Below are 15,072 nucleotides of genomic sequence, written 5' to 3' on the forward strand. Positions count from 1 at the left end.
CGTGCCAGAGTGAAGCCATGGACGCTTTTGCATTGATTCTTGCCCTGCTCATGCTGGTGGTGGGCGCCGTGGCCGGCGCCGCCGCCGCCTATCTCGTGCTCCGCCGTCGCTATCTGGCTGTGGAACATGACTTCGACGCCGTCTCGGCCCGCCTGTCCGAGGTCAGCGCGCAGTTCGCCGCTGCCGACGCCGAGAGGCGCCTCCTCGGGGCCCAGAATCGGGAACTGGGCGAGGCACGGACACAGGACGGCAGTGTGCTGCGCGCGCTCGCTCCGGTGGCGGAGAAGCTCACCGCCGTGCAGCAGCAGGTGTCTCTGCTCGAGCGCGACCGCTTGGAGCAGTACGGGCAGCTTGCCCAACAGCTCCAGGAGGCCCGGCTTTCCGATGAGCAGCTGTTGCGGTCAACGCACGCCCTGGAGTCCGCCCTGCGGTCGAACAGCGCCCGCGGCCAGTGGGGCGAAGTGCAGCTGCGGCGGGTGGTCGAGGCAGCCGGGATGCTGCGTCACGTCGACTTCCATGAGCAGCTGCACAGCGCCGCCGCCGACAACAGCCTCCGCCCCGACCTTGTAGTGCTGCTGCCCGGAGACAAGCAGCTCGTCGTCGACGCCAAGGTCCCGCTGGCCTCCTACCTCGCCGCGCAGGAGCTGGGCACGTCGTCGGGCAGCCTGCAGCTCGGCCAGGCGTCCACCGGCCAGCAGGCGCATCTCACCGCGCATGCCAAGGCGCTGAAGGCCCACGTTGATGCACTGGGCAACAAGAAGTACTGGGACATCCCCGGGAACTCCCCCGAGCTCGTCGTCTGCTTCCTGCCCGCGGAGTCGATCCTGGCGGCTGCGCTCACGGCGGACCCGGCGCTGCTGGACTACGCGCTGTCCAAAAACGTGGTCCTCGCCTCGCCGGGAACCCTGTTGGCGGTGCTGAAATCGGTCGCCTTCACGTGGCGGCAGGACGTGCTGACGGACAGCGCCCGGGAACTCTTCGAACTGGCCCGGCAGCTCTATGACCGGATGGGCACGCTGGGCGAAAACGTCACCAAGCTGGGAGCCTCGCTGAAGACCTCGGTGGACCGCTACAACTCCATGGTCGGCACGCTCGAGGCACGGGTGCTGCCCACCGCCAGGAAGCTCAACGCCCTCGACGCTGCCGGACTGGCAACGCCCGCCGCCGTCGAAGTGACACCGCGTTCGGTGGCGGCACCGGAGCTGCAGTCCGGGGAACTGCAATCCGTGGTCCGGGGCGGGGACGGGTCCGCGGAGCGCCCCGAAGAGTCGGCAGCCTGACGCGCCAGCCGCACCGCCCCCGCCTGCCGCACCACGGGGGGACGGCAGCGACGCCCGACGGTGTGACGGGTCGCCCGGCTGCGGCGGCGGGAGGGCTAGGAGTGCTCCGGGCGGGTGCCGCGGCCGCCAAGGGCGCGGGTCACGTCGCCGGCCTGCTTCAGCGTGGCGCGCAGCTCCTTCGGCAGCGAGAAGAGCAGATCTTCCTCGGCTGTGACGACTTCCTCGACCGAGCCGTACCCGTAGTCGGCGAGGAGCCGCAGCACGTCTTTGACGAGGACTTCCGGGACAGAGGCACCCGAGGTCACGCCGACGGTGGCGGCACCCTCGAACCAGGACTCGTCCACCTCGTTGGCGAAGTCCACTCGGTAGGAGGCCTTCGCCCCGTACTCCAGCGCCACCTCCACGAGCCGCACGGAGTTCGAGGAATTCGCGGACCCGACCACGATTACGAGGTCTGCCTGGGGCGAGATCTTCTTGATCGCCACCTGGCGGTTGGTCGTCGCATAGCAGATGTCATCGCTGGGCGGATCCTGCAGGGTGGGGAACCGCTGCTTGAGGAGCCGCACCGTTTCCATGGTTTCGTCCACGCTCAGGGTGGTCTGGGAGAGCCAGATGACCTTTTCCGGGTCCCGGACCGTGACCTTGTCGACCTCATGCGGGCCGTTGATGATCTGGATGTGCTCGGGGGCCTCCCCGGCTGTGCCTTCGACTTCCTCGTGGCCGTCGTGGCCGATCAGCAAGATGTCGTAGTCGTCCTTGGCGAAGCGGACGGCCTCGCGGTGCACCTTGGTCACGAGCGGGCACGTGGCGTCGATGGTGCGCAGGCCGCGGTCCTCGGCGGACTGGACAACGGCCGGCGAGACACCGTGCGCCGAGAAGATCACCAGGGCGCCCTCAGGGACCTCGTCGGTCTCATCGACGAAGATCGCGCCCTTTTCCTCGAGCGAGGACACCACGTGGACGTTGTGCACGATCTGCTTGCGGACGTAGACGGGGGGACCATAATGCTCCAGGGCCTTTTCGACCGCGATGACGGCGCGGTCCACGCCGGCACAGTAGCCACGAGGTGCCGCCAGGAGCACCTTCTTGGGTCCGGCAACGGGCGCCGCCGCCAGCACGTCCTCCGGCGAACGCCGCCGGCGCGGGACGGATGGCATGGGAACGGAAACAGCGGTCGTGGTCATGTCCCCATGCTACCGGTGTTCGAAATGCCGGCGGCTATCGGCGTCGGCGGCCGCTGACGGCGCGCACGAGGATCCCGGTGACGAGCAGGGCACCGCCGGCCACCGCGGCGGCCAGCGTCCATTGGTCGAAACTGGCCGTCGATGCTGCGACAAACTCGCGTTTGAAGATCTCCGCCACCTCATTGCCGCTCGACGTCCCGGCCACGGCACGGCCTGCGGCATCACCGGCCAGCTTCCACGCACCGGCCAGGACCAGCGCGCCCGCACCCGTCCCGGCAAGGACCGTCCACCTCCGACGGGCGGCAACGAAGGCCAGCACGAACGCGATGCCAGCCCCTAGCGCCACAGCGGAGCCCATTGGCGTGTAGGCCGCGACCCGGTCGATGAGCTGGCGCTGGTTGGACTGGCCTATGTGGATCAGCACCTGGTCCGGCGCCTGGAGCGGCACCGTGGTTGCGTCAGAGATTTGCTGCGCCACGAGTCCCACCAAGGGCGCCACGTCCAGGGTGAGCGAGGTGGCGCCGTCGGCCTGCGGCGGAAGGCTGCCGGGACCGGCGAAGCTCAAACGGTGGCTCTTGCGCAGGGTTTCCGCCCAGGCATCGGAATAGCCGGGCAGGCCGGTCAGGGACTGCGCGGCCTTCTCCAGGACCGGCCGGACAAGTTCCGTCAGGGCTTCCGGAATCTGGTCGCCGGAACCGAGGCTGTCGACCGCGGCCGCGGCCAGCCTCTGCTGAAAGGCAGGGTCCTTGCCCAGCGGGCTGGTCAGGGCGACGAAACCGTCCTCCTGGACGATGTTGCGGTCCACCCACACGGCGGGACCGGCCACCGCCGCCATCAGGAGCCCGATAAGTACAGCGGCGGCCGAGACAAAGGTGCGCAAGAGAGAGTCCTAGGTGGTTGTTGGGATACGGCCATCCTACGGGGGCGCCCCCGCGACCCGGAAAGTCGGGGCCCGGTGGTAGAGCTATGGATAGAGTTGAAGCAGACAAGATCCAGCTGCCGGCCGGTCCTCCCACTGGGATGGTGCCGTCCGGCGGCCCGGCCCCGGCAAAGGACACCCACACAGATGCATCAGGCACTCTCCGCCATGCGGCCCAGGCATGTCTGACGACGTGACGGCAGCCAGCACGGTACCGGCCACCGCGGCGGAAACGAGCCCGGACGACCCCTGGCCGTTGCAGCTGTTGTCCCAAAAGCTCAAGATGCACATCGACCGTGCGCCCTCCGCCTGGGTCGAAGGCCAGGTCATCGAGCTTAACCGGCGCGGCAGCAACGCCTATCTGACGTTGCGGGACATCGACGCCGAGATCTCCCTCCCGGCGTCCGTCTGGACCAACGTCCTGGACCGCCAGGAGACACCGCTGGAACGCGGTTCCCGTGTCGTGGCACTGCTCAAGGCAGAATTCTGGCTGAAGACGGGCCGGCTCAGCATGTCGGTGAAAGACATCCGGCCTGTGGGTCTCGGTGATCTGCTGGCCAGGATCGAACGGCTGCGCCACGCGCTGGGGGCGGAAGGTTTGTTTGCCGACTCCCGCAAGAAACGCCTCCCCCTGCTCCCGCACCGGATCGGCTTGATCACCGGCCGCGATTCCGATGCCAAAAAGGACGTGCTGCGCAACGCGGCCCTCCGCTGGCCTGCCGTCGAATTCGAGATCCGCGAAGTCGCCGTCCAGGGCAACACCGCGGTCGCGCAGGTCATCGGGGCCCTCCGGGAGCTGGACGCCCATCCCGACGTCGATGTCATTGTCATTGCCCGCGGCGGCGGCGCCCTCGAGGACCTGCTTCCGTTCAGCAACGAGGAACTCATCCGGGCCGTCGCCGACGCCGTGACGCCCGTCGTGAGCGCCATTGGCCATGAGGCGGACCGGCCCATCCTCGACGACGTGGCGGACCTCAGGGCTTCGACCCCCACCGACGCCGCGAAGAGGATCGTCCCCGATGTGGTCGAGGAACTCGCCCGGGTCCGCCAGGCGCGGGACCAGCTCCGGCGCGGAGCGACCCGGCTCGTGGAGCGGGAAACCGACAGGCTCGCGTCGCTGCGGTCCCGCCCGGTGCTCTTGTCCCCGGATGTCATGATCAGCCAGCGCCACGACGACCTCGAGCGGCTCAAAGTCCGGTCGCACTCGGCCATCAGCACCGCCGTGGTGCGGGCCGCGGACCAGCTGGTGCACCTCAAAGCGCAGGTGCGCGCGCTCTCACCGCAGAAGACGCTGGACCGCGGCTACGCCGTCGTCCAGCTTGCCGACGGCGGGGACATGCCCGGCGCAGGCCGGGAGGTTGTGCGGCATCCCGCCCAGGCGCCGTCGGGGACGGACCTGACGGTCCGGGTGGCCGGCGGCAGGTTCACCGCACAGTCCACCGGCGGCCAGGAGCCCTCCGGGGACTGACCCCCGAACACGGCCGGACCCCACCAGAGACCACCACCACAGATCACCATCGAAGGACCCCCGGCCCTCCGGGACACAGCCAAGGAGCACCACATGCCTGCCGAGACACATCCGAACGCCGACATCGACGGTCTGAGCTACGAGGACGCCCGCGAGCAACTTATCGGCGTGGTCGGCAAACTCGAGGCCGGCGGAGCGAGCCTCGAGGAATCGCTTGCCCTGTGGGAGCGCGGCGAGGCGCTGGCCAAGCGCTGCGAACAATGGCTCGAAGGCGCCCGCAAGCGCCTCGCTGCCGCCCGCGACCAGGCCGCAAAAGAAAGCTAGCGGCAGCCGGTCAGGAGCGGTCGACCAGGTCCCGTTCCAAACCGACGTCGAGCTCCGGAACGGGCCACTGCAGCTTGAGCCCCTCCAGCGCGTCCAGCAGCAGCTGCTGGACGGCGATCCGGGCGAACCACTTCTTGTTGGCCGGCACGACGTGCCACGGGGCGACCTCGGTGCCCGTCTTCTCGAACGCCTTCTGGTACGCGTCCATGTAGTCGCTCCAGAAGGCTCGTTCCTTCAGATCCGTGCTGCTGTACTTCCAGATTTTGGCCGGGTCATCCAGCCGGGCCAGGAGCCGTTCCTTCTGCTCGTCGCGGCTGATATGGAGCATGACTTTGACGATCCTGGTACCGGCCGAGCTCTGCCGGGCTTCAAATTCGTTAATGGCCAGGTAGCGGCGCTCAAGCTCTTCGGGGTTGGCCCAGCGGTGCACCCGGTGGATCAGGACGTCCTCATAGTGGGAGCGGTCAAAGACCCCGACCATACCGGCCGCGGGCACTTCCTTTTCGATCCGCCAAAGGAAGTCGTAGGACTTTTCCTCGGCAGTGGGCGCTTTGAAGGACTTCAGCTGGACACCGTGCGGATTCATGGCACCCATGACGTGCGTGACGATGCCGCCCTTGCCGGCGGTGTCCATGGCCTGCAGGACCAGCAGGATACGCTTGGTGCCGCCGAACCGGGACTCCGCGAAAAGCTGCTCCTGGAGCTGGGCGAGCTTGCCGTCCAGTTCTTCCAGCAGCATCTCGCCGTCCTGCTTGTCCCCGGGGTAGCCGGGGGTGGAATCCGGATCGCAGTCCTTGAGCTTGAATCCCTTTCCGGCAAGGAGGGTTTCGGAGGGGTGCTTGTCGAAGTTCACAGCGTCTGCCATGGAGGGCCTCTTTCCGGTTCGGGCAGCCTTTGCCGGGGGCATCCGCCCGTGCTGCGCTGCTGCCCTCAGGCTAGTTCCCCTTGTACCGGCTCAGGAAGTCCGCCATGCGGTTAATCGCCTCTTCAAGGTCCTTCACGAGCGGCAGGGTGACCATCCGGAAATGGTCCGGCCGGACCCAGTTGAACGCGCGGCCATGCGAGACCAGGATCTTCTGCTCGCGCAGCAGATCAAGCACGAATTTCTCGTCGTCGCGGATGTGGTAGATCTCGGGGTCAAGCTTCGGGAAGAGGTACATGGCGCCCCTGGCCTGCTGCGTGCTTACGCCCGGTATGGCGTTGAGCATGTCGTAGGCCTTGTTGCGCTGTTCGAGCAGGCGTCCGCCCGGGAGGATCAGGTCGTTGATGCTCTGGTAGCCGCCGAGTGCCGTCTGGATGGCGTGCTGCGCCGGCACGTTGGCGCACAGGCGCATGTTAGCGAGCAGGTTGATGCCCTCGAGGTAGTCCGCGGCGTCCTTTTTCGGACCCGAAATGGCCATCCAGCCCGCCCGGTATCCGCACACGCGGTACGCCTTGGACAGCCCGCTGAAGGTCAGGCACAGCACGTCGTCACCGGTGAGGGAAGCCATGTTCACATGGACCGCGTCCTCGTAGAGGATCTTTTCGTAGATCTCGTCGGCGAAGAGCACCAGGCCGTGCTTCTCGGCCAGGGCGACGATCTTCTTGAGCGTCGCCTCCGGATACACCGCGCCCGTGGGGTTGTTGGGATTGATCACCACAATCCCCTTGGTGCGCGGGGTGATCTTGGCTTCCATGTCCTCGAGGTCCGGCTGCCAGCCGGACTCCTCGTCGCAGAGGTAGTGCACGGGCTTGCCGCTGGCCAAAGCGACCGAGGCTGTCCACAAGGGATAGTCCGGCGTGGGGATGAGGACCTCATCGCCGTCGTCGAGCAGCGCCATGAGCGACATCGTGATCAGTTCGCTGACGCCGTTGCCGAGATAGATGTCGTCCACGTGGATGTTCTGGATCCCGCGGGTCTGGTAGTACTGCGAAACTGCGGTGCGGGCGGAAAAAATGCCGCGCGAGTCGCTGTACCCCTGGGCGTGCGGCAGGTGGCGGATCATATCCACCAGGATCGCGTCCGGCGCTTCAAACCCGAACGGGGCCGGGTTTCCGATGTTCAGTTTAAGGATCCGGTGACCCTCCGCCTCCATCTGCTGGGCGGCCTGAAGAATCGGTCCACGGATGTCGTAAAGGACATTATGAAGCTTGGTGGACTGCTTGAATTCTGCCATTCATCAAATATGCCATATGGAGGATGTACTTCCGCTGAGACATGACTCACAGGCGTTTCGGCTGTCACGCGCGGGAACAGCGCCTGCGGAGACAGCAACGGCGGCTGCCGGCGCTCCCCTGCCTACAGAAGGAGTCCGGCAGCCGCCGTTGTGGTTAAGCCGCCGTTGTGGTTAAGCCGTCGTTGTCAGGCCGTCGTTGTCAAGGAGAGCCCGTCAGGGAGGTCCTACTTGACCAGCCCTTTGTCCTTGAGCCACGCGGCCGCGGCGTCCTTCGGGTTCTGCTTCTGGCTTCCGCTGACGGCCCGGTTCAGGTTGATGAGGTCGTCGGTGGTCAGGATGTTGGACACGGCATTGATGGCGCCCTTCGCCGCGTCCGTCATCTTGGCCTTGTTGTACAGCGGCAGGACCTGCTGGGCGATGAAGTTGTTCTTCGGATCCTCCAGCACCACGAGGTCGTTGTCCGGGATGGACGGCGTGGTGGTGTAGATATCCGCCACCTGGACCTGGTCCGAAAGGAGGGCCTTGAGCGTGACGGCGCCGCCGCCGTCGCTGAACGGCTCAAGTTTCTTAGGCTCGCAGTTGTAGTTCTTTTTCAGGCCGGGCAGTCCGTAGGCCCGCTCGCCGAAGGTTGCCGGGGCGCCGACCACCAGATCGCCGCAGACCTTGGCCATGTCCTCGATGGACTTCAGCTTGTACTTCTCAGCGGTGGCCTTGGTGACGACCATCGCGTCCTTGTCCTCGGCCTTGGACGCATCCAGCACGGCCAGTCCGTCGGGAAGCTTGCCGGGGAGTGCCTTGACGATGTCATCGGCCGCGACCTCCGTGGCGTCCTTGTTTACGTAGAGCAGCAGGTTGCCGCTGTAGTCGGGGACGACGTCGACGGACCCGTCCTGCACGGCCTTGAAATAGACCTCGCGCGACCCGATGTTCGGCTTGGTGGTTGCGGTGACGCCGGCGGCGTTCAGGGCACCGGCGTAGACCTCGGCCATGATCTGGCTCTCGGGGAAGTCGGCGGACCCGATCACCAGCGTGCCGCCCGAGCCGGCGGTAGACCCGCCGGACGCGGGCGCGGAGCTCAGCGGATTGGACGAGCCTCCGCAGGCGGACAGGGCCACGGCCAGGCCTACTCCGGCGGCCAGGCCGCCGAATGCGCGCCTGCCGAGGACTCGTTGGCGGGGTTCCTTCATGACGTACCTCCTTGAACAACAGCCCCCGCGGTAACGGGGTCTGTGAGATCAACCGCAGCCTGCTGGCTCCGGTTTGGCTGGGAAGATGCTCCCCGTGAGAGGAACAGCCTCTGGAAAAGGGCAAGGACGAGGTCGACGGCGATGGCGACCCCAGCGATGAGGATTGATCCTCCCAGCATCTGGGGGAAGTCCGAGAGGACGAGGCCGTCGAACAAGTAGCGGCCCAGGCCGCCCAGGTTGATGTACGCCACGACGGAGACGGTGGCGATCACCTGGAGCACCCCGGTCCGGAATCCCCCGAACATCACCGGCAGCGCGTTCGGGAATTCGGCCCGGAAGAGCACCTGCAGCTCCGTCATGCCCATGGCTCGGGCGGCGTCCACCACATTTCTGTCCACGCTGGAAATGCCGGCGTAGGTGCCTGCCAGCAGGGGCGGCACGGTGAGGATCACGAGGGCCCACACCGGGGGCATCAGCCCGATGCCTGCCAGCAGGACGAACAGGGTGAGCAGGCCGAGGGTGGGCAGGGCACGGAGGGCGCCGGCGAGGGCCACGACGGCCACCCGTCCGCGCCCGGTGTGGCCGACGTACAGGCCGATCGGAACCGCGATGGCGGTGGCGATCAGCATGACGAGGCCGGTGTACTGCAGGTGCTCGGCCAGCCGTACCGGGATCCCGGTGATGCCGGACCAGTGGACCGGGTTGGCGAGCCAGTCGAACGTGTCCGTAACGACGTTGCTCATAATGCGTCCCCTCGGGTTCCGGCCGTCTCCGGGAGGCGGTGGGGCGCCCCGCCAGGACCTGTCGTCTCCGCGGGAGCGGCCTGGTGTGCGGCCGTGGGTGCCGCCGCCCGTGTCCAGGGCGTCAGCACGCGCTCCACCAGCACCAGGACCGCGTCCATCAGGAGGGCGAGGACCAGGATGGCGATGATGCCGACCACGACTTCGGTGACGAAGTCGCGTTGGAGGCCGGAGGTGAACAGCATCCCGAGGTTTCCGATTCCGAGCAGCGCCGCGACGCTCACGAGCGAGATGTTGCTGACCGAGACCACCCGCAGCCCGGCAAACATCACCGGCAGGGACAGCGGAAGGTCGATCTGCAGGAAGCGGGCCACGGGTTTGAATCCCATGGCGACGGCTGCCTGGCGGAGGTCCTCGTCGACGGAATCAAAGGCGTCCAGGGCTGCCCGGACCAGCAGTGCGACCGCGTAGATGGTGAGCGCCACCACCACGTTGGCAGGGTCCAGGATCCGGGTTCCGATGATCGTGGGCAGGATGATGAAGAGCGCCAGGGAAGGGATCGTGTAGAGCAGCGATGAGGCCGTCAGCACGACCGAACGCAGGGCCCGGTTCTGCCGCGCGAACTGCGCCAGCGGAATGGCGATCAGCAGCCCCAGGACCATCGGGACGATGGCCAGGACGAGGTGCTGGCCGGCAAGCGTGAAGACCTGCCCGCTGTTGGCCAGGAACCACTCCATCAGAGCGCGCCTTGCCGGATGCGGCGGTCCGACTCGATGACGGCCAGCACTTCGGCGGCTGTGATGACGCCAGCCACCCTATCGTCGGCGTCGACGGCGACGCCCAGGCCCGAGGGGGAGGACAGCGCCGCGTCCAGGGCCCGCCGGAGCGTCTCGCCCTTGCGGAACAAGGAGCCTCCCGGAACCATCGAGGAGTCCTTGCCGGGGCCGGCCCAGCCGAGGGGGCGCAGGCCGCCGTCGACCACCAGCCGCCACTCGTCGGAGGAGCCGGCGTCTTGGCGGAGTTCGTCGCTGGTGAGGGTGTGGACCGGGTGGATGGTGACGCCGTCGGAGGGGCTGAAAGCCAGGTGCCGGAACCCGCGGTCCCGGCCCACGAAGGATGCCACGAAGTCGTTCGCCGGGGCGCGCAGTATCTCCTCCGGCGCGGCGTACTGCGCCAGGTTCCCGCCGGCGCCGAAGACGGCCACCTTGTCGCCGAGGACGGTCGCCTCGTCGATGTCGTGGGTGACGAAGACGATGGTCTTGGCCAGATCACGCTGGAGGCGGAGGAGCTCCTTCTGGAGTTCGTCGCGGACCACCGGATCCACGGCGCTGAAGGGCTCGTCCATGAGGAGCACTGGCGGATCGGCCGCGAGCGCCCGCGCCACGCCAACGCGCTGCTGCTGGCCGCCGGAGAGCTGGGACGGGTACCGCTTGCCTAGTGAGGAGGCCAGTCCGACGACGTCGAGCAGCTCCTGCGCACGCCGCCGGGCGTCGGTTTTGGAGACACCGTTGAGTCGCGGCACGGTGGCGATGTTGTCGAGCACAGAACGGTGCGGCATCAGCCCGGAGGACTGCATGACGTATCCCATGGACCGTCGCAATTTCGCCGCCGGCACGGACGTGACGTCCGCTCCGTCGACGGTGATGGTCCCGGACGTCGGCTCGACCATGCGGTTGATCATCCGCAAAGAGGTGGTCTTTCCGCAGCCCGACGGTCCGACGAAGACCGTGATGGCGCCTTTGTCGATGGACATGCTCAGGCTGTCAACGGCAGGCTGCCCGCCCTGGTACTGCTTGGTGACGTTCTGGAACTCGATCATGGCTTCGGCCATTTCCGGTCTTACCTAACTGTTGGCGGCAACATCGGGCGGTCCAGCCAACTGATCATATGCGCGTTGATTTTTGGCTGTAAAGCAGGTAGAACCCAGCGTAGTCAGCACCCCGGAGAATGTCAGCGGCACCGCGGCTACCGTAAGGCTTCGGAAGCACAACGATTTTGGATGGGTGCCGCACCGGAAGAACCCGCCACCGCACGAACTGGCGCCTTTCGCGCTCATGGGCCCGCCGCATGGCGGCGTCATGGCGCGTCATGGCCGCGGCGCGCGCGGCCGCGGTCGCGTGGCTGGTTCAGGAAAGTTTTCCGTCCACCGGCCGTTCGCGGTAGAGCCGGAGGCCCGCGGCCACAAGCGATACACAGTTCAGCTGCGCCACCTCGTCCAGGGGGATCCAGGCAGCGTGGGTGGTGCTGCCGTTTACCTCGTGGCGCAGCTCCCCACCGGTAATCCGCGCCTCATAGACAAGCCGCAGCGACTGGAAGTCACGTTCCCCGCCGTCGATCCGGATCTCCGCGGGCCAGTGCCCGACGTCGATCCCCAGCAGGGCGCCGATCTCCGCGTGGTAGCCGGTCTCCTCGTAGATCTCGCGGCGGCAGCCGTCCACGGGGTGCTCGGCCAGGTCCAGGCCTCCGCCGGGCAGGGTCCAGCCTTCGCGGCCGCCCTGCTTCCAGTATGCGAGGAGGATGTTCCCCTCACGGATGATGACGGCGTAGGCAGCCGGGCGGGTATCGAAGTTCAAGCTCATCGGTCCAGCGTAGCGGCGTGAAAGCGGCGGCGCGGGACCAGCGCGCGTCCGGCCCCGGAATCCCCTCGTGGGCCCGGCACTGCCGAAGCGCACCGTTCCGTCCTAGAGTTTCACTGTGACCAACCTCGAAGTCCGCCCGATGGAAGAAGTCTGCCCGCCCTCCCCCGCCGAAGGCGGCGGCCCGTGCCTGCAGTTGTGGCCCGCCCGGGAGGTGCCCCTCGGCGGCATCCGGGCCATGACCGTGTCCCGGACGCTGCCGCAGCGCGGACTGCCCACCGTGGGCGCCTGGTGCTTCCTCGACAGCTTCGGTCCCGACCGCGTGGCCATGTCGGTCCTGCCGCATCCCCACACCGGCCTGCAGACCGTCACGTGGCCGCTTCTGGGCACCGTTCGGCACCGCGACAGTGTGGGAAGCGACGTCATTGTCCGCCCCGGAGAGCTGAACATCATGACCGCCGGCCGCGGGATCTCCCACTCGGAATTCGCGGTGCTTCCCGGACAGTCCGGCGGCGGACCGGCGTCCACCCCGGACCTTCCCCTGCAGCGCGGGCTCCAGTTGTGGGTGGCGCTGCCGGACGCGGAGCGGCACCGGGCTCCGGCCTTCGAACAGCACCGGGACCTCCCACAACTCAGCGGGCCGGGATTCACGGCCACCGTGATGGTGGGCAGTCTCGGCGGGACCAGTTCGCCGGCGACAACGTACTCCCCCATCGTTGGGGCCGACGTCAGCTGCAACGGGGACGTCACGCTGCCGTTGAACCCTGGCTTCGAGCACGCCGTGCTGGTGCTCGACGGCGGCCTGACCCTGGACGGCCAGGCGGTTCCGCCGGGCCCCTTGGGCTACCTCGGCTCCGGCCGGGCCACGCTGGACCTGGCGGCCGCGCCAGGCACCCGGTTCGTCCTGCTGGGCGGCGAGCCCTTCGAGGAAGAACTGCTCATGTGGTGGAACTTCGTGGTCCGCACGCACGCCGAGGTGGAGCAGTCCCGCCTGGACTGGGAGGCCCAGGCGGAGCTGTCCGACGCCGCGGCCGCCCAGTCGCGGTTCGGTCTCGTCCCCGGACACGGCCCGGACGCAGGCGCCGAGGCGGGCCGCATCCCGGCCCCGCCTCTGCCCGGCGTCCCGCTGAAACCGCGCCGCCGGTTCTGACTGGTCTAACCCCGGTCGGCGGCCCAGCGGGGGCCGGGCGGCCCGCAGGCAAGGGGCGTGCTCAGCCCTGCTCGGCCACGAGCTGGAGCACACCGAAAACAGGGTCCTGTTCCAGGACGCGGACGTCGGTGATCCCCGCGGCGGCCAGGGCGGAGCGGAAGGATTCCTGCAGGCGGGGAACGTTCATGCCCAGTCCGCCGCCCAGGATCACCGGGCCGTCGATCCCGAGCTTTCGGACCGCTTGCACTGCCAGGGCTGCGAGATCCTGGCCGGCCTGGTCCACGAGGACCCGACTCGCCGCGTGGCCGGCGGTGGCGGCATCGACCACGAGACGGGCCCGCTCGGCCCAATAGCGCCTCCCGGTGTCGGCTGAGTGGAAGAGCGCGATCAGCTTGTTGGGGTCATCCACCCCGCACGAGGCCATCAGCGCCGTCGTGAGTTCGTCCGGTTCCAGCCCCTGGTTCATCCGGCGCAGGCTGTGGCGGACCGCCTCCCGGCCCAGCCAGTACCCGCTGCCTTCGTCGCCCAGGAGGTAGCCCCAGCCGCCGGCGCGGGCCTCTTCGCCGCGGCTGTTCCGGCCCCAGGCGGCCGAGCCCGTGCCGCCGATCACGGCGACGCCGGTGCTGGCACCGCCCGCGGCCAGCAGGAGGCGGGAGTCGTGGACCACGGTGATCCTGGCGCCGGGCACGTGCGGTGCGATCAGCGCTGCGAGCGCGGCGGCGTCCTCGTCGGTATCGATCCCGCCGGCTCCCGCGTACACCCGGGCCACATCGCCGCCGCCGATCCTGGCGAACAGCTCAGCGAGGTTGCGTGCCGCTTCCTCCCGGCTGACGTTCTGGACGTTCGAGCTGCCGACCGATTCATCGGCCACGGCCATGCCGCCTTCGAACCGGACCCCGCGGGTCTTGGTGCCGCCGATATCGATGCCGATCACCGACCCGGGCGTACCTCCGGCCAGCTGTGGGGAAAGGGAAACGGATTCCGCCGCCGGCGGGATGTCAGAATTAGTCACCAGGCAAGCCTACTGAATCGCACCTAGGAGTGAGCCATGTCGCATTCCCTCTTCGGCACCCGCGTCATCGCGGCACCCATGGCCGGCGGAACCTCCACACCGGGGTTCGTCGCGGCGGTGCACGCCGCCGGGGGCCTGGGCTTCCTGGCCGCCGGTTACAAGGGCGTGCCGGCCATGCAGGCGGACATCCGCAGCGCCCGGGACCTCGGGGTGCGGTTCGGCATGAACGTGTTCGTCCCGGACCCGGCACAGCGGGCGCCGTCCCCGGCTGTGAGGGCCCGGCTGGAAGCCTACTGCTCGGAGTTGCGCGCCGACGCCGAGCGGTACGGGGTGACACTTCCGGCACTGCGGTTCGACGACGACGACGAGTGGCAGGGAAAGATCGATGCCCTCCTTGAGGATCCGGTGGAACTGGTCAGTTTCACGTTCGGCCTCCCGGGAACGGACGTGGTGCGGGCGCTGAAGCGTGCTGGCTCGTCTGTGCTGGCCACCGTGACCAGCCCGGCAGAAGCCCTGCAGGCCGCCGGACAGGGTGCGGACGCCCTGGTGGTCCAGCACTCAAACGCCGGCGGCCACAGCGCCGCGTTCCAACCGGGCCCGCCGGACGCCACTCCGCCGTCCCTCACGACGGCGGAGCTGCTCGCGCAGGTGCGGTCCGCCGTCGAACTCCCCCTCGTGGCCGCGGGCGGGATCATGGATGCCGCCGGGATGGAAGCCGTGCTGGCGGCCGGGGCCCAGGCAGCCCAGCTGGGCACGGCGTTTCTCCGCGCCGATGAAAGCGGCGCCCGGCAACTGCACAAGCACTCCCTGGCCAGCCCGCACTTCACCAAGACCCGGTTGACCCGCGCCTTCACGGGCCGGCAGGCGCGGGCACTGGAGAACGAATTCGTCCGGGACCACCCCGACGCTCCGGACGCCTACCCGGCCGTACACCACCTGACCGCGCCGTTGAGAGCCGCGGCTGCTGCGGCCGGGGATGCCGAGCGGCTGAACCTCTGGGCGGGAACGGGCTGGCAGCGGGCGCGTTCCGGCCCGGTCGCGGACATCCTGGCCGGGCTCCTCGTCCAGGGCTGACG

The 15,072-nt window shown here is 68.2% G+C and carries 15 protein-coding genes; 5 read left to right on the top strand and 10 right to left on the bottom strand.

Translation table 11 applies throughout. The annotated features are described in order from the left end of the window. Positions 1–17: 17 nt before the first annotated feature. Positions 18–1,280 (top strand): DNA recombination protein RmuC, encoded by a 1,263-nt coding sequence (locus AC1DCZ_RS04210; RefSeq protein ID WP_476973505.1) that lies wholly within the window; start codon positions 18–20, stop codon positions 1,278–1,280. Positions 1,281–1,375: 95 nt separating this feature from the next. Here AC1DCZ_RS04210 and AC1DCZ_RS04215 read toward each other — a convergent pair whose 3' ends face one another. Continuing rightward, positions 1,376–2,464, bottom strand: coding sequence for a 4-hydroxy-3-methylbut-2-enyl diphosphate reductase (locus tag AC1DCZ_RS04215; RefSeq protein ID WP_476973506.1), 1,089 nt, complete (start codon positions 2,462–2,464; stop codon positions 1,376–1,378). Positions 2,465–2,498: 34 nt separating this feature from the next. After that, the gene (locus AC1DCZ_RS04220; protein WP_476973507.1) at positions 2,499–3,344 is read right to left on the bottom strand and encodes a hypothetical protein; all 846 of its coding nucleotides are present in this window, start codon (positions 3,342–3,344) and stop codon (positions 2,499–2,501) included. 220 nt (positions 3,345–3,564) lie between these two features. Between AC1DCZ_RS04220 and xseA the strand changes: the two genes are divergently transcribed. Both xseA and AC1DCZ_RS04230 read left to right on the top strand, forming a co-directional pair. Then, positions 3,565–4,851, top strand: coding sequence for an exodeoxyribonuclease VII large subunit (gene xseA / locus AC1DCZ_RS04225; protein ID WP_476973508.1), 1,287 nt, complete (start codon positions 3,565–3,567; stop codon positions 4,849–4,851). A 93-nt stretch (positions 4,852–4,944) separates the two neighbouring features. Further along, on the top strand, positions 4,945–5,175 hold the full coding sequence (locus AC1DCZ_RS04230; protein ID WP_476973509.1) for an exodeoxyribonuclease VII small subunit: 231 nt from the start codon (positions 4,945–4,947) through the stop codon (positions 5,173–5,175). 10 nt (positions 5,176–5,185) lie between these two features. Here the strand turns inward: AC1DCZ_RS04230 and AC1DCZ_RS04235 are convergent, their stop codons facing one another. From AC1DCZ_RS04235 to AC1DCZ_RS04265, 7 genes are all read right to left on the bottom strand, one after another. Beyond that, positions 5,186–6,040 (bottom strand): PPK2 family polyphosphate kinase, encoded by an 855-nt coding sequence (locus AC1DCZ_RS04235; protein ID WP_476973510.1) that lies wholly within the window; start codon positions 6,038–6,040, stop codon positions 5,186–5,188. Positions 6,041–6,110: 70 nt separating this feature from the next. Continuing rightward, on the bottom strand, positions 6,111–7,331 hold the full coding sequence (locus tag AC1DCZ_RS04240) for a pyridoxal phosphate-dependent aminotransferase (RefSeq protein WP_476973511.1): 1,221 nt from the start codon (positions 7,329–7,331) through the stop codon (positions 6,111–6,113). 224 nt (positions 7,332–7,555) lie between these two features. Continuing rightward, a complete protein-coding gene (locus tag AC1DCZ_RS04245) occupies positions 7,556–8,518 on the bottom strand; it encodes an ABC transporter substrate-binding protein (RefSeq protein ID WP_476973512.1) in 963 nt (320 codons plus the stop codon). Continuing rightward, positions 8,515–9,261, bottom strand: a complete 747-nt coding sequence (locus AC1DCZ_RS04250) for an ABC transporter permease (RefSeq protein ID WP_476973513.1) — start codon at positions 9,259–9,261, stop codon at positions 8,515–8,517. Before AC1DCZ_RS04250 ends, AC1DCZ_RS04245 begins: the two co-directional genes overlap by 4 nt. Beyond that, on the bottom strand, positions 9,258–9,995 hold the full coding sequence (locus AC1DCZ_RS04255; RefSeq protein WP_476973514.1) for an ABC transporter permease: 738 nt from the start codon (positions 9,993–9,995) through the stop codon (positions 9,258–9,260). The genes AC1DCZ_RS04250 and AC1DCZ_RS04255 overlap by 4 nt, the downstream gene beginning before the upstream one ends. Further along, a complete protein-coding gene (locus AC1DCZ_RS04260) occupies positions 9,995–11,089 on the bottom strand; it encodes an ABC transporter ATP-binding protein (RefSeq protein ID WP_476973515.1) in 1,095 nt (364 codons plus the stop codon). Before AC1DCZ_RS04260 ends, AC1DCZ_RS04255 begins: the two co-directional genes overlap by 1 nt. Positions 11,090–11,384: 295 nt before the next feature. Next, a complete protein-coding gene (locus AC1DCZ_RS04265; protein ID WP_476894116.1) occupies positions 11,385–11,837 on the bottom strand; it encodes an NUDIX hydrolase in 453 nt (150 codons plus the stop codon). 115 nt (positions 11,838–11,952) lie between these two features. Here AC1DCZ_RS04265 and AC1DCZ_RS04270 point away from each other — a divergent pair, with 115 nt between their 5' ends. Next, the gene (locus AC1DCZ_RS04270; protein WP_476973516.1) at positions 11,953–12,984 is read left to right on the top strand and encodes a pirin family protein; all 1,032 of its coding nucleotides are present in this window, start codon (positions 11,953–11,955) and stop codon (positions 12,982–12,984) included. A gap of 61 nt (positions 12,985–13,045) precedes the next feature. Here the strand turns inward: AC1DCZ_RS04270 and AC1DCZ_RS04275 are convergent, their stop codons facing one another. Next, positions 13,046–13,942, bottom strand: a complete 897-nt coding sequence (locus AC1DCZ_RS04275) for an N-acetylglucosamine kinase (RefSeq protein ID WP_476973634.1) — start codon at positions 13,940–13,942, stop codon at positions 13,046–13,048. Positions 13,943–14,032: 90 nt separating this feature from the next. On the opposite strand from AC1DCZ_RS04275, the gene AC1DCZ_RS04280 reads away from it, so the two are divergent. Next, positions 14,033–15,070: a nitronate monooxygenase gene (locus AC1DCZ_RS04280; RefSeq protein ID WP_476973517.1), complete on the top strand. Its 1,038-nt coding sequence runs from the start codon at positions 14,033–14,035 to the stop codon at positions 15,068–15,070. Positions 15,071–15,072: the final 2 nt, after the last annotated feature.

The organism is Arthrobacter sp. 10N418, assembly GCF_056394725.1.

What these genes read in the sequence shown, in the direction of transcription:
- AC1DCZ_RS04215 (WP_476973506.1), bottom strand. Translation starts at nt 2,464, where the DNA reads ATGACCACGACCGCTGTTTCCGTTCCCATGCCATCCGTCCCGCGCCGG.
- AC1DCZ_RS04210 (WP_476973505.1), top strand. Translation starts at nt 18, where the DNA reads ATGGACGCTTTTGCATTGATTCTTGCCCTGCTCATGCTGGTGGTGGGC.
- AC1DCZ_RS04250 (WP_476973513.1), bottom strand. Translation starts at nt 9,261, where the DNA reads ATGAGCAACGTCGTTACGGACACGTTCGACTGGCTCGCCAACCCGGTC.
- AC1DCZ_RS04280 (WP_476973517.1), top strand. Translation starts at nt 14,033, where the DNA reads ATGTCGCATTCCCTCTTCGGCACCCGCGTCATCGCGGCACCCATGGCC.
- AC1DCZ_RS04255 (WP_476973514.1), bottom strand. Translation starts at nt 9,995, where the DNA reads ATGGAGTGGTTCCTGGCCAACAGCGGGCAGGTCTTCACGCTTGCCGGC.
- AC1DCZ_RS04235 (WP_476973510.1), bottom strand. Translation starts at nt 6,040, where the DNA reads ATGGCAGACGCTGTGAACTTCGACAAGCACCCCTCCGAAACCCTCCTT.
- AC1DCZ_RS04260 (WP_476973515.1), bottom strand. Translation starts at nt 11,089, where the DNA reads ATGGCCGAAGCCATGATCGAGTTCCAGAACGTCACCAAGCAGTACCAG.
- AC1DCZ_RS04240 (WP_476973511.1), bottom strand. Translation starts at nt 7,331, where the DNA reads ATGGCAGAATTCAAGCAGTCCACCAAGCTTCATAATGTCCTTTACGAC.
- AC1DCZ_RS04245 (WP_476973512.1), bottom strand. Translation starts at nt 8,518, where the DNA reads ATGAAGGAACCCCGCCAACGAGTCCTCGGCAGGCGCGCATTCGGCGGC.
- AC1DCZ_RS04230 (WP_476973509.1), top strand. Translation starts at nt 4,945, where the DNA reads ATGCCTGCCGAGACACATCCGAACGCCGACATCGACGGTCTGAGCTAC.
- xseA (WP_476973508.1), top strand. Translation starts at nt 3,565, where the DNA reads ATGTCTGACGACGTGACGGCAGCCAGCACGGTACCGGCCACCGCGGCG.
- AC1DCZ_RS04265 (WP_476894116.1), bottom strand. Translation starts at nt 11,837, where the DNA reads ATGAGCTTGAACTTCGATACCCGCCCGGCTGCCTACGCCGTCATCATC.